Source organism: Paractinoplanes rhizophilus (genome assembly GCF_042664765.1).
Lineage (GTDB): Bacteria > Actinomycetota > Actinomycetes > Mycobacteriales > Micromonosporaceae > Actinoplanes > Actinoplanes rhizophilus.
Genome location: NZ_JBHTBJ010000007.1, coordinates 1 through 13,046, shown reverse-complemented (window position 1 = coordinate 13,046; position 13,046 = coordinate 1). Strand labels below are relative to the sequence as shown.

The following is a 13,046-nucleotide window of genomic DNA, read 5'->3' as shown; positions in this document are numbered from 1 at the left end:
AATGCCCAGCGAGGAAGTGCGGGCCGCCCTCAGCGCCTGGCGCGACGGCCTGATCAACCTCGACGCCGGCAACCGCCTGCTCGGCTTCCGGCGGTCCGAGACCGGCACGGTCGACATCGCGGGACCGCCGCCGCAGGTGATCGTGGGCGCGCTGCGCGCGGGCGGCGAGCACGGCTTCACCGGCGAGGGCGAGTTCTTCCGTACGCGACTGGCGGCGCAGCCGCTCGGGACCGTGCTGCGGCGGCTGATGCGCAAGGCCCGCCAGGACTTTCTCGACCGCGGCGTCGACGCGCTGCACCTCGCGATCGGCATGCTCCATTGGCGCGACGAGCAGGGCGTGAGCTTCGCCAGCCCGCTGCTGCTGGTGCCGGTCGAGCTGACCGCGGCCGGCCCGGCCGACCTGCCGAAGCTGCGCGGGCGCGACGACGACCCGGTGGTCAACCCGGCCCTCACGCTGCGGCTGCGGCTGCTCGGCGTGGAGCTGCCGGCCGTGGAGTCGCTCGCCGACCTGGACGTGCCCGAGTTCCTCACCCGGGTCCGCGCGGCGATCAGCGGCCGGGACGGCTGGCGCGCCGAGGAGACCGTGCTGCTGTCCACCTTCAGCTTCCACAAGGAGGCGATGTACCGGGACCTGCGGGAGAACGAGGAGCGCATCCTCGCCCACCCGCTGGTCCGGGCGCTGGCCGCGCGCGACGGCGAGCCCGCCTTCGAGCCGATCTCGCCGGCCGGCGCCGACACTTTCGCGCCGCCGGAGGAAACCCCGCTGGTGCTGGACGCCGACGCCTCCCAGCGGGCATGCGTCGCCGCCGCCGCGGCCGGGCGGAGTTTCGTGCTCGACGGCCCGCCCGGGACCGGGAAGTCGCAGACCATCGCCAACATGATCGGCTGCCTGCTGCACGCCGGGAAGCGGGTCCTGTTCGTCTCCGAGAAGGCGGCGGCGCTCGAGGTGGTGCGCAACCGGCTCGCCTCGGCCGGTCTCGGCGATCACCTGCTCGAGCTGCACAGCCACAAGGCGACCCGCAAGGAGGTGGCCCGGGGCCTGGCGACGGCGCTCGACGAGCCGGCGCCCCCGGCCCCGGCGGCCGGCGGAAAGGCCGGCGGCGAAGCTCGCGCGCTGCGGGAGCAACTTTCCGCGTACGCCGAGGCGATGAACGAGGTTCGCGAGCCGCTCGGCGTGAGCCTGCACGAGATCCTCGGCCGCTGCGCCCGGCTCGCCGACGTGCCCGCGGCCCCCGCGCCGGAGCCGGTCACCCTCACCCCCGACGCGCTGCGGCAGGTGGCCGACGCGGCCGACCGGCTCGCCCGGTCCTGGCGCCCGGCCGCGCTGGGCGACGAGTTCGCCTGGCGGGAGGTGACCGAGCACGACCCGCTCGACGGCCGCCTCGAGAAGGCCGAGCACGCGCTGCGCGAGCTGTCCGCGGCGGCCGGCCGCAACGCCGCCCTTGCCACCGAGTTCGGCCTGGCCCGGCCCTCGGGCGCGGCGTCGCTGGCAGCGTTGGCCGAGCACGCCGCGCGGCGGCCCGAGGGAGTCGCCGAGGACTGGCTGACCGCTTCCAGCCTGCGACCGGTGCGCCGGGCCGCCGCCGAGCGGGGCCGCCGGCTGGCCGGGGTGCGGCAGGCCCGCGACGCGGTGCGCGCCGCCGCCGGGGTGGAGTGGGAGGACCTTCCGCAGGACCTGCCCGAGGTGGCGGTGCCAAGCCTGCGGCCGGCCGCCGCCGACCACGCCAAGCTCACCGCCGAGGCCGCCGCCGGGCTGGCCCGCCGCTTCGACGACGACGCGACGATGCTCGAGGAGAAGGTGCGCGAGGCCGGCCGGGTGGCCTCGGCGCTGAGCCTGCCCGCGCCGGTCACCTTCGCCGACCTCACCCGGGTGGCGGCGATCGCCGAGCTGGGCGGGCGGGCCAACCGGCCCGAGCCGTTCTGGTTCGGACCGGGCGCGCTGGCCAAGGCGACCGCGGCGGCCGCCGCGCTGCGCCGGGGCGTGGAGGCGCTGACCGCGGCCGAGGGCCAGGCCCGCCGCTACTTCCACGAGGCGATCCTGGACCAGCCGGTGGAGCATCTCGCCGACCGGCTCACCCGGGTGCACCGGGGCCTGCGCAAGCTCTTCAGCGCCTACCGCCGCGACTACGAGGCGGTTGCCTCGTTCGCCCTGCCCTCGGTATCGCCGTCGGAGGCGGTCGCGCACCTCGGCCTGGCCGTCGCGTGGCGCGCGGCCCGCCGCGACCTGGCCGCGCTCGAGCGGGAGCACGGGCCCGCCCTCGGCCGCTACTGGCGGGGGGCGGCCAGCGACTTCGCCGCGCTCGGCGAAGCCGTCCAGGCCGCGGACGATCTGCTGCGCTGGACCCCGCCGCAGGCCGTGCCCGCGGTCATCGACCACGTCTGCGCGCCCCGCCCCGACGACGGGCTGCTGCGCGCGGCGGCCGGCGTGCAGGCGGCGGTCTCCCGGTGGCAGGCGGCGCTGCGGCCCGCGCTCGAGCCGGCCGCCCGCCCCGAGCTCGCCCACGGCGCGGTGCGCGACGCGATCGGCTGGCTGCGCGCCGGCGCCGCGCCGTTGTCGGCGGCCGCCCGCTACGTGTCGGCGCACGACGAGGCGACCGGCAAGACCCTGGATCTGGCCGGGGCGCGGCGGCTCGCCGCGCTGCGGCAGGCGGTCGCCGAGGCGATGCGCGAGCTCCCCTCGGCGGCGCGGGACGTCGACGAGCGGGCCGAGGCGGTGGCGATCGACTGGGCCGAGCGCGCGCGGGAGCTGGCCGGGCGCGCCCTGACCGCCGACCAGGCCGCGGCGCTGGCCGGATGCCGGCCGTCCCCGGGCCTGGCCGAGAAGGCGGCCGCGTGGGCCATTGCCCGGGGCGCCGTCGTCGCGGCGTTCGGGACCGCGCGGCGGGCGTCGCTGGAGGCCGAGCTCGACGACTACGAGCGGGGGCCGGCGCTGCTGCGGGCGCTGCGGGAGGACTCCAGCGGGCAGGAGGAGTGGTTCAGCCACGTCGCGGCGCGGGAGGTCCTCGCCGGGTTCGGCCTCGACCCGGCCGTCGCGTTCTGCGCCGACACCCAGGTGCTGCCGTCGCAGCTGCGGCCGGTGCTGGAGCGGGCGCTGCTGCGGGCCTGGGCCGACGACGTGCTGCACCGCGACCGGCGGCTGCATCCGCTGCGGTCCCAGGAGCGCGACCACCTCGTGGGCGAGTTCCGCCGGCGGGACGAGGAGCTGATCGCCGCCGCCCCGGCGCACATCGCCGCGGCGTTGCACGCGCGACGCGCCGAGGGCGTGCCGGCCGACGAAGCCGCGTTGCTGCGCCGGGAGGGGATGAAGGAGACGCGGCATCTCGCCGTACGCGAATTGATCGGACGCTGTCGCACCGCCGTGCTGGCCATGAAGCCCTGTTTTTTGATGTCACCGCTGGCGGTGAGCCAGTACCTGCCCGCCGACATCGGTTTCGATGTGGTGATCTTCGACGAGGCGTCGCAGGTCACGCCGGCCAACGCGATCAACTGCATCTACCGGGGCACGACGCTGATCGCGGCCGGCGACGACAAGCAGCTGCCGCCGACCTCGTTCTTCGAGGCGGTGGCCGACGGCGGCACCGACGTCAGCGACTTCCAGTCGATCCTGGAGCTGGCCAAGGCCTGCGGCGCCTTCCCCAGTCTCGGCCTGGCCTGGCACTACCGCAGCCGGCACGAGTCGCTGATCGCCTTCGCCAACCAGGCTTTCTACCAGGGCCGGCTGATCACCTTCCCGGCCGCCGCGGACCGGCCGGACACCGGGGTGCATCTCATCGAGGCGGGCGGCGTGTACCGGCGCGGCAGCACCCGGGACAACCCGGTCGAGGCCGGGATCGTGGCCGAGCGGGTGATCGCCAGCCTGACCACGCGGCCCGACCTGTCGCTCGGCGTGGTCACCTTCTCGGTCGCCCAGGCCGAGGCGATCGAGTACGCGCTGTCCGAGGCCGTCGCCCACCACCCGGGGCTGGACCGGCTGCTCGACGGCGACCGGCTGCACGGGTTCTTCGTCAAGAGCCTGGAGGCGGTGCAGGGCGACGAGCGCGACATCATGATCTTCTCGATCGGGTACGGGCACGACGAGCACGGGCGGATCAGCGCCAACTTCGGGGCGCTCAGCCGGCCCAACGGCTGGCGGCGGCTCAACGTGGCGATCACCCGGGCCCGGCAGCGGGTGGAGATCGTCTCGTCGATCCGCTCCCACGACATCCCGGAGACCGGCAACGAGAGCGTCCGGCATCTGGCCGCGTACCTGTCGTATTGCGAAAATGGCGGCGCGGCCGGCCGGCTCGACCGGACGCCGCTCGGCCCGCTCGAGGAGTCGGTGCGGGCCACCCTGGAGTCGTGGGGTTACGAGGTCCGCGCCCGGATCGGCTCGGGCGGGTACCGCATCGACCTCGGCGTGCTGCGCGGCGGCTCGTACCTGCTGGGCATTGAGTGCGACGGCGCGATGTACCACGGCTGCCCGGTGGCCCGCGACCGCGACCGGCTGCGCGCCGCCGTGCTGCGTGACCTCGGCTGGAACCTCTACCGGGTGTGGGGCGCCGCTTGGTATCGCGACCGGGCCGAGGAGGAGGCCCGGTTACGCGCCGCGATCGAGCGGGCGGCGCTGCCCGGGCGCGGCCCGTCCCGCCGTCCCGACCTGCTCCAGCTGCTGCCGGTCTCCTGACGGCAATCCGACTTTGATCTTCGGTGCCGACCGTATTGACTCACGCTCCGTCGATGTCCAGCATGGTTCGGGTGACGGTCGGGAACGGGCCGGCGCATGCCGCGCCGATCAGCTGTGTCGCCTTCCGCGCCGACGGAGGGCGGCTGGCGAGCGGTTCCCACGATCGCAGCGTGTTCGTCTGGGACACCACCGATCCGTCGCGCCCGGTGAAGGTGACCGAGTTCGCCCACAACGCCGCGGTGCTGTCGGTGTCCTTCAACCCGGCCGCGGCCGACCTGCTCGCGACCGGCTCGGCCGACGGCACGGCCGCCGTGTGGCGGGTGGTCGACGACCGGCCGCCGTCGCTGATGAAGGTCCTGGCCGGGCACCCCGGCCCGGTCACGTCGGTGGCCTGGATGCCCGACGGGCAACATCTGATCTGCCAGATCGCGTCGTCGCGCGCCGCCGTGTGGCAGGCCTTCGGCGAGACCTACCTGGGTGAGCTGGAGGATTGCGTACGCCTGACGGTCAGCCCGCACGGCCTGGTCGCGACCGTGGGGTCCGACGGGCTGGTCGCGGTGCGCGACCTGTGGCGCGACCCCGGCCGCATCACCTATCTGCCCGGCGCCGCCGTGGAGGACTGCGCGTGGTCGCCGGACGGGACGACGCTGGCGCTCGCCGGCGACGACGGCGCCCTGGAACTGCTCAATCCGGCCCTGCTGCCGATGCGCTCGGTGCGCCTCGGCGACGCGCCGCTGCGCGGCATCACCTGGTCGGCCGACGGCGGCGCGCTGATCGCCGGCACCTACGACCCGGCGCTGGTCGCGCTGGACGTGGCCGGCCGGCCGCAGTGGCGGCGCTCCGGGGCGCGGCTCTGGCCCCGATCGCTGGCGGCGGCCGGCTCGCTGGTGGCGTCGGCGACGTTCGGCGGCCGCCCGCACCTGGTCGACCTGGCCACCGGCGGCGCCGCTGACCCGCCGGCGACCGAGCCGTCCGCGCCGTTCCGGGGCGGTCAGCTCGCCGCTACCGGCCGGATCCTGACGCTCGGCACGGCCGGCGACCGGCATCCGCTGTGGGAGCACGACACCCGGGTCACCGCCGTCGACACGCTGGCCGACCGGGTGGTCGTGTCGGCCGCCCACCGGGCGGTACGGGTGATGCTGGTCGCCGACGGCCCCGACCTGACCGTCGAGCGCGGCATCACGCTGCACGCTCCCGAGCCGGTGAAGGCGGTCGCGGTGCTCGGCGCGGCGGACGCGCCGGTCGTGGTGGCGGCCTCCTACGACTTCCGGCTGTTCTCCTGGACGCTCGACTGGGCCGGGGTCCCGGCCGGGCCGCGGCTGATCGGCGAGTTCGGGTTCGGGATCGCCGCGCTCACCCGCCTCGACGACCATCGGCTGACCGCGACCGATCATCACGGCGAGCTGGTGATCCTGGCCCTCGGCGCGGACGGCGCGCTGTCGGCCTGACCGCCACCTCCGCACCCCTAACGGAAGGCGGCGGTGCTCGTCTCGCCGCCGGTGGCGCCGGCCAGGCAGTGCAGCAGGGTGACCGTGCTGCCCTTCAGCTGAATCGGCCAGGCGGTCCGGCGCCACGTGCTGGTCGACGTCCGATCGCGGCTGCGGGCCGCCATCAGCCCGGCGGAACAGGCCGTGGCGACCTCGGCGTTGTCCATCAGCTCGTCCGCGCGCGCCTCGGCAGCGTCCCCCGGGTACGCGATGGCGGCGAACGTCTCCCAGTAGTGGTCCTCGGCGCACGGGATCCGCTCGGGCGGCCTGGCCTCCCCGCTGATCGCCGTGAGACCGCCCCAGCACATCGGCTCGGACGGGCAGAAGCTCTTGTCGCACGCGCTGAAGCCGGCCGGGATCACCGGCTTCGCCGGGGCGGCCGGGCCGGTGGCCGCCACCGCGGGGTCGCTCCGGTAGCCGGTGCCGTTGTCGCGCCGGCTCTGGGTGAGCAACCACGCCGCGCCCGCCGCGACCAGCAGGACGGCCAACGAGGCGGCGACGACCGCGCGGCGCGGGCGCGCGGCGCCGCCGGGCCGGCCGGCCGGACCGTTGGGCGGGGGCACGGCCGGGAGACCGGCCCGGCGGCCGGAGTCAGCGGGACGCAAAGCCGGCGACGAGCCGGCGCCCTCGGTCGCGCGCGCGGCGCCGGCCAGGGCGGCCGCGGTCGGCCAGCGGGCGGCCGGGTCCAGGGCCAGGGCGCGTTCCACCACCGTCACGACCGGCACGGGCAGGGTGACGCCGATGGTGCGCGGGGCGGACTGCAGCCGTTGCAGCGCCACCGCGTAGGGGTTGTCGCCGGCGAACGGCCGCTCACCGGCCAGGCACTCGTAGGCGGTCAGCCCGAGTGCGTAGATGTCGCTGCGCGGCGTGGCCGCCTGGCCCATCACCTGCTCGGGAGACAAATAGGAGGGGGTGCCGAGAATGGCCCCTGACGCCGTCAGCCGGCTCGCGTCCTCGTGCCGCGCGATGCCGAAGTCCGTGATCACCACCGAGCCGTCCGGGCGGATCAGCAAATTGGCCGGCTTGATGTCGCGGTGCACGATGCCCTGGTCGTGCACCGCCTGCAGCCCGTCCGCGGCAAGCGCGATCAGCCGCATCGTCTCGGCCGCGCCCAGCCGGCCGGCCCGGGCCAGCCGCTGCGCCAGCGACTCGCCCGCCACCAGCTCCATCACCAGATAGGCGATCCCGCCGGCGGTGCCGAAATCGTGGATGGCCGCCACCGCCGGATGGTTGACCCGGGCCATCGACTTGGCCTCGGCCAGGAACCGCCGCGCGAAGTCGGGATCGTCGGCCACCGACGGCAGCATCGCCTTGACGGCCACCCGCCGGCCGAGCAGCTCGTCGACCGCCCGCCAGACCTCGCCCATGCCACCGGCGCCGAGCCGGTCCTCGAGGCGATACCGATCGCCCAGCCTCACCCCGGCGTGCAGCATGCCCCAGCTCCCGCTCTCACGCGCGACAGCTTAGGGGGCGGCTACGCGCGGGGCATGCTCGCCACCGAGTGGAGCTCGACGGAGATGTTGCCGCGCGTGGCCCGGGAATACGGGCAGACCCGGTGCGCCGCCCGGGCCAGCTCCTCGGCGGCGCCGGGTGCGACGTGCGGCAGGTGGTAGCCGAGCTCCACTGCCAGGCCCAGGGACTCCCCCTCGTTGCCGAGGCTGACGCGGGCGGTGACGGTCGAGCCGGTCACGTCCGCGTTCGCCTGCCGGGCGACCAGGCGGAGCGCGCTGTGGAAGCAGGCGGCGTAGCCGGCGGCGAACAGCTGCTCCGGATTGGCGCCGTCGCCGGAGCCGCCGAGCGCGGGTGGCATGGCGAGGGCGAGATCGATGCGGCCGTCGGAGGTGGCGATGTGGCCGTTGCGGCCGTCGCCCGTGGAGACGGCCTCGGCGGTGTAGAGCGTCGTGATGGACATGTGACCAGCGTAGGAAGGTCGAGAACCTGGTTGTAGGGCTCCGCGTCTCGCTTCCATGTCCGATCGTCTCGCCGCGGCCCCACGGACGATACGATCTGCCGATGGACGTGCTCAGCGACGCCATCGGGGTCATGCGCACCGGGCGGCCGCATTCCAGCGAGATCCGCAAGCGCGCGCCGTGGGGCGTACGGGCCGCGCCGTTCTCCGGGTCGGGCTTTCATGTGGTGCTGGCGGGCACCTGCTGGCTGATCCCGCCGGACGGCGAGGCGATCGGCCTGGGCGCGGGCGACGTGGTGTGCCTGCCGCACGGGTGCGGGCACGCGCTGGCCGACAGCCCGTCGACGCCGCTGGCCGGCGCACCGGTGGCCGCCCTCCCCGAGGTGATGCCGGCCGCCGATGCCGGCGAGGGGGCCGAGACAGTTCTGCTGTGCGGCGCTTACACCCTGGACCGGACCCGGCCGCATCCGCTGTTCGAGGAGCTGCCCGAGGTCATCCACCTGCCCGCGCGCCTCGGCCGCCGCTCGCCGCTGCACGCCGCGGTCAACCTGCTCGGCGACGAGATCGCCGACCCCGGCCAGGGAAGCGGAGCAGTGGTGTCGGCGCTGCTGGACATGATGCTGCTCTACATCGTGCGGGCATGGCTCGCCGAGCAGACCGGTGGCGGGCCGGCCACCGGGTGGGCGGCGACGCTCGGCGATCCGGTGATCGCCACGGCGCTGCGCCACATCCACCAGGAGCCCGCCCGGCAATGGACGGTCGAGGAGCTGGGCGCCAAGGCCGGGCTGTCCCGGGCCGCGTTCTCCCGCCGGTTCACCTCGCTGGTCGGCAAGCCGCCCCTCGGCTACCTGACCTGGTGGCGGATGACGCTGGCGGCACAGCTGCTGCGGGACGGCGACAAACCAGTACAGTCCGTCGCGCAGCGCACCGGATACACGTCCGAGTTCGCCTTCGCCAAGGCGTTCAAGCGCGAGCTCGGCGTGGCCCCCGGCCGGTATCGCCAGAACGCGCGAAAATAGTTGCGACGATTGGGTACCTCTGAGACATGCGGGCTTTGCGGGTCGTTGCCGGGATCATGGCGCTTTCCCTCGCCGGGTGCGGGCTGGTCCCCGCCCCCTCCGAGGGACCGACGCCGCCGAAGAAGTCCTCCGGAGTCGTCACGAAGTCGCTCGACGACGTCGAGCGGTACTGGCGGGAGCAATACCCGAAGATCTCGGGCGGGCAGAAGTTCCAGCCGGTGACCGGTGGCTTCCATCCCTACACCGAGAGCTCGCCGCCCCTGGAGTGCGGCGGCCAGTCCGCGGACTACCAGCCGAACGCGTTCTACTGCCCCGACGGCGACTACATCGCCTGGGACGCCCAGAACCTCATCCCTCAGCTCCAGGAGCAGTTCGGCCCGCTCCTGGTCGGCGTCGTCATGGCACACGAGTACGGCCACGCCATCCAGGCCCGCCTCGGCAACACCGACCAGCAGACCGTGGTCCTGGAGCAGCAGGCGGACTGCTTCGCGGGCGCCTGGCTCGCGGACGTGCAGGCCGGCCGTTCGACGGCGTTCGAGAAGCCGACGGCGGAGCAGCTGGACGACACGGTGGCGGGGATCCTGATGCTGCGCGACCAGCCCGGCACGCCGGCGGTCGCCGAGGGGGCGCACGGGAACGCGTTCGACCGGATCCGGGCCTTCCAGGACGGCGTCCAGCAGGGCCCGCGGAAATGCGCCGGCTACGAGGCGGGCAACCTGCAGGTCACCGAGGTGCCGTTCAGCACCCGGCAGGAGGCGGCGAGCGGCGGCGACCTGCCGTACGCGGACGCGGTCAACCTGCTCGCCCAGGACGCGCAGGCGTACTGGACCCGGACCTTCCCGGACATCGCCGACCAGCAATGGCAGCCGATCCGGGTCGTCGACGCCGGGCAGGCGCCGGACTGCGGCGACCAGGACGCGGCGGTCGAGGATCAGGCGTACTACTGCCCCGGGCAGGATTTCATCGCCTTCGACACCGAACGGCTCGGTCCGCAGCTGTACGACCGGATCGGGGACTACGCGGTCGGGATGGTCTTCGGGGATCTCTTCGCCCGGGCGGCGCAGGACCGGCGCGGGGAGTCGACGACCTCCACGGCGGGCCAGCTGACCGTCGACTGCCTGGCCGGCTCGTGGACCAACGACCAGCTCACCCGCGACCAGGAGGACCAGCGGATCCGGCTCTCGCCCGGGGATCTCGACGAGGCGGTGGCGGCGTTGCTCGCCTTCGGCAAGGCGGGGACCGGCGGGCCGTCGGCGTTCGACCGCATCTTCGCGTACCGGAAAGGGGTTTTGGAAGGCACCGGCGTGTGCGTCTGACGCTAGCCCTCGCCGACGCGGGGTTCGGGAATCGCCAGCGCCGCCGGCGCGCGATGACCGAGCAGGGCGGCGACCAGGCCGAGCAGGGCGGTCGCGACGACCGCGTCGAGCCAGTAATGGTTGCCGGTCACGACCACGACCAGCAGGGTGATCGTGGGGTGGGCGAGCCAGAGCCAGCGGTAGCGGCCGCGGGTGGCGAGGATCAGCGCGATCGCCAGGGCCAGCGCCCAGCCGACGTGCAGCGAGGGCATGGCGGCGTACTGGTTGGTGAGCGCGTCGGAGCTGGGCGAGCCGTAGACGGCCGGGCCGAAGAGACGGCCGGTGTCGACCATGCCGACGGCGGAGAGCATGCGCGGCGGCGCGAGCGGGAACAGCAGGTGCACCACCAGCGAGGCCGCGGTGAGCCAGGCGAGCAGGCGCCGGGTCGGCAGGTAGTGCGCCGGGCGGCGCAGGTACAGCCAGATCAGCGCGGCCGCGGTAGCCGGGAAATGGACGTACGCGTAATAGCAGTTCGCCGCCTTGATCAGCCACTTCTGCGAGATGACCGCCTGCTGGACGGCCAGCTCGCTCGGCAGGCGCAGGAAGCGCTCGAGGTCCCAGACGTTCTGGGCGTTCGTGAGGGCTTCGCCGACGTGGCCGTCCGCCGCGAGCCGGCCGATCTTGTAAGCAAGGAAGAGAACCCCGACCAGGAGCACCTCGTAAAGGGCACGTCGCAGCCTTTGTCGGGATTTATTGGGTACGGCCGGAGCGTCGTTTTCCTGAAGCAGGCTCATCGCGCGCGTCTCCCCCCGGTTTCGGCCGTGCGATCCGAACGGAACAGCGCAGGCGTCCTGGTCGTGCCGGTCGCCGCTCCGCCTCACCCCGCCACGGGAAGATCGAAGTGCGACCGGCCTGCGATCTTCCCAGACGCCCGCAAGCGGGGGTATGACTTCCTTCACCTGCCGGTTGCACGTCGTTAAGCTGTGACCTGTCGGCCGGTCGGAGGTGGCCACTTCGACCGGCCAATGCCGATTTGCCGGTCGATCGGACGCATGATCGGCCTGACTAGACTCGGCTCGTGCCGGAGATCCTGGAACTTCTCGCCTCACCGGTTCACCGTTTCGGCGGGCGGCCCGGCGACGGCCCGGCCCCGGCCCCCGAGGGCGAGCTCGTGTCCGAGGTCCGCATCCGGGCCGGCCTCGGCATCGTCGGCGACCGGTACTTCGCCCAGCCGGCCCACCGCGACGCCAGCGTCACGGTGATCGCCGCCGCGTCGCTGCCGGCCGGCGTCGGCCTGCTGGCGGTGCGCCGCAACATCCTGCTCTCCGGCGTGCCGGTCGACGACCTGGTCGGCCAGGTGCTGACCCTCGACTCCGGCGACGGCCCGGTGCGGCTGATGGTCAACCGGAAAGCGCACCCCTGCGCCTGGATGGACGTGACGGTCGGTCCCGGCGCGTGGAAGGCGCTGCGCGGAAAGGGCGGGGTGCGCTGCACGCCATTGGACGACGGCACCCTGCGGGTCGGCCCGGTGGCCGCCTCGGTGGTGGCGGCCTGAGCGGGCTTTTCTGCCATCGGCAGAGCACCCTTACCCGAGCCGGCGCCGAGCTTAATGTCGAGCGCATGGACGTCGTCGAGGTGCTCCCCGAGCTGGTCATGTTCCGCTTCCCGGTGGGTCACGCCTACCTGTGGCGCGACCCGTCCGGCCTCACCCTGATCGACACCGGCGTCCCCGGTTCGGCGCGGTCCATCGCGGCCGCTCTCGACGACCTGGGCCACCGCACCACCGACGTCCGCCGCATCCTGCTGACCCACTACCACGTCGATCACACCGGCTCGGCCGCCGAGATCGCCGCCCTGGGCGCCGACACCGCCGGGCGGAGCGCCGACCTTTCCGGCCGGGGCGGCGACCTTTCCGGCCGGGGCAGCGACCTTTCCGGCCAGAGCGCCGACCTTCCCGGCCGGGGCAGCGGGAGCGCCGCCTGGGGCGCGCCCGAGGTGTACGCGCACCGCCTCGACGCGCCGATGATCCGCGGTGCGGCGGACGGCCCTCCGCCGATCCTGGTGTCCGAGGGGGAGCGGGAGCTCTTCGCCCAGGTGCATGCCGCGGCCGGCGCCCCCGCCACGGCGCCCCCGGTCCGGGTCGACCACGAGCTCGACGACGGCGACGAGATCGACCTGGGCGGCGGCGTGACGGCCGTCTGCGTGGCGGCGCCCGGCCACACCCCGGGCAGCGTCGCCTTCCATCTGCCCGGCCCCGGCGTCCTCTTCCCCGGCGACACGATCGCCCGCGGCCCGGACGGCACGGTGATGCTCGGCGTCTTCAACTACGACCCGCCCACCGCCGCCGCTTCCCTCCGCAAGCAGGCCGCGCTCGCGCCGCGCATCGCATGCTTCGGCCACGGCGACCCGCTCACGAAAGACACCGCCGCGGCCCTGGCCGCCACCGCCGCCGGCCTGCCGCCGCCGTAACCAACCCGGTCCGGCCCGCAGAAGCACCGCTCCGCCGAGCCCAAGCGGCACCCGGCGGCCGGCGCACCCGGCGGCGGCACCCGGCACCCAAGGGCGTCCGCCGGGCGGCCGGATCGCCGCCGTCCGCGACCGCGCCCTCGCAGCCGGCCATCCGCACCGCACCGCCGCAAGTCGGAGGCCAAGCGGTCTTAGGAAGACAACCAA

The 13,046-nt window shown here is 74.5% G+C and carries 9 protein-coding genes; 6 read left to right on the top strand and 3 right to left on the bottom strand.

From position 1 onward, the window contains the following. Position 1 precedes the first annotated feature (1 nt). Both ACFQS1_RS12230 and ACFQS1_RS12225 read left to right on the top strand, forming a co-directional pair. Positions 2-4,663 (top strand): DUF4011 domain-containing protein, encoded by a 4,662-nt coding sequence (locus ACFQS1_RS12230; RefSeq protein WP_378967078.1) that lies wholly within the window; start codon positions 2-4, stop codon positions 4,661-4,663. A 53-nt stretch (positions 4,664-4,716) separates the two neighbouring features. Further along, complete coding sequence (locus tag ACFQS1_RS12225; RefSeq protein ID WP_378967076.1) at positions 4,717-6,111, top strand: WD40 repeat domain-containing protein; 1,395 nt, start codon at positions 4,717-4,719, stop codon at positions 6,109-6,111. 17 nt (positions 6,112-6,128) lie between these two features. Here the strand turns inward: ACFQS1_RS12225 and ACFQS1_RS12220 are convergent, their stop codons facing one another. Both ACFQS1_RS12220 and ACFQS1_RS12215 read right to left on the bottom strand, forming a co-directional pair. After that, positions 6,129-7,583 carry a serine/threonine-protein kinase gene (locus ACFQS1_RS12220; protein ID WP_378967074.1) on the bottom strand — a complete coding sequence of 485 codons (1,455 nt, stop codon included), beginning with the start codon at positions 7,581-7,583 and terminating at the stop codon, positions 6,129-6,131. A gap of 41 nt (positions 7,584-7,624) precedes the next feature. Next, positions 7,625-8,062, bottom strand: coding sequence for an organic hydroperoxide resistance protein (locus tag ACFQS1_RS12215; RefSeq protein WP_378967072.1), 438 nt, complete (start codon positions 8,060-8,062; stop codon positions 7,625-7,627). A gap of 101 nt (positions 8,063-8,163) precedes the next feature. Between ACFQS1_RS12215 and ACFQS1_RS12210 the strand changes: the two genes are divergently transcribed. Both ACFQS1_RS12210 and ACFQS1_RS12205 read left to right on the top strand, forming a co-directional pair. After that, positions 8,164-9,078, top strand: a complete 915-nt coding sequence (locus tag ACFQS1_RS12210; protein WP_378967069.1) for an AraC family transcriptional regulator — start codon at positions 8,164-8,166, stop codon at positions 9,076-9,078. 26 nt (positions 9,079-9,104) lie between these two features. Continuing rightward, positions 9,105-10,394 carry a neutral zinc metallopeptidase gene (locus ACFQS1_RS12205; protein ID WP_378967067.1) on the top strand — a complete coding sequence of 430 codons (1,290 nt, stop codon included), beginning with the start codon at positions 9,105-9,107 and terminating at the stop codon, positions 10,392-10,394. A gap of 2 nt (positions 10,395-10,396) precedes the next feature. Here ACFQS1_RS12205 and ACFQS1_RS12200 read toward each other — a convergent pair whose 3' ends face one another. Then, positions 10,397-11,089, bottom strand: a complete 693-nt coding sequence (locus tag ACFQS1_RS12200; protein WP_378967065.1) for a phosphatase PAP2 family protein — start codon at positions 11,087-11,089, stop codon at positions 10,397-10,399. A 362-nt stretch (positions 11,090-11,451) separates the two neighbouring features. Here ACFQS1_RS12200 and ACFQS1_RS12195 point away from each other — a divergent pair, with 362 nt between their 5' ends. Continuing rightward, positions 11,452-11,928, top strand: coding sequence for a molybdenum cofactor biosysynthesis protein (locus ACFQS1_RS12195; protein WP_378967063.1), 477 nt, complete (start codon positions 11,452-11,454; stop codon positions 11,926-11,928). Between the two features lie 65 nt (positions 11,929-11,993). Next, positions 11,994-12,842 carry an MBL fold metallo-hydrolase gene (locus tag ACFQS1_RS12190; protein ID WP_378967061.1) on the top strand — a complete coding sequence of 283 codons (849 nt, stop codon included), beginning with the start codon at positions 11,994-11,996 and terminating at the stop codon, positions 12,840-12,842. Positions 12,843-13,046 lie beyond the last annotated feature (204 nt).

Coding starts and splice junctions, on each gene's coding strand:
- ACFQS1_RS12215 (WP_378967072.1), bottom strand. CDS start 8,062: ATGTCCATCACGACGCTCTACACCGCCGAGGCCGTCTCCACGGGCGAC.
- ACFQS1_RS12220 (WP_378967074.1), bottom strand. CDS start 7,583: ATGCTGCACGCCGGGGTGAGGCTGGGCGATCGGTATCGCCTCGAGGAC.
- ACFQS1_RS12205 (WP_378967067.1), top strand. CDS start 9,105: ATGCGGGCTTTGCGGGTCGTTGCCGGGATCATGGCGCTTTCCCTCGCC.
- ACFQS1_RS12225 (WP_378967076.1), top strand. CDS start 4,717: ATGTCCAGCATGGTTCGGGTGACGGTCGGGAACGGGCCGGCGCATGCC.
- ACFQS1_RS12210 (WP_378967069.1), top strand. CDS start 8,164: ATGGACGTGCTCAGCGACGCCATCGGGGTCATGCGCACCGGGCGGCCG.
- ACFQS1_RS12230 (WP_378967078.1), top strand. CDS start 2: ATGCCCAGCGAGGAAGTGCGGGCCGCCCTCAGCGCCTGGCGCGACGGC.
- ACFQS1_RS12190 (WP_378967061.1), top strand. CDS start 11,994: ATGGACGTCGTCGAGGTGCTCCCCGAGCTGGTCATGTTCCGCTTCCCG.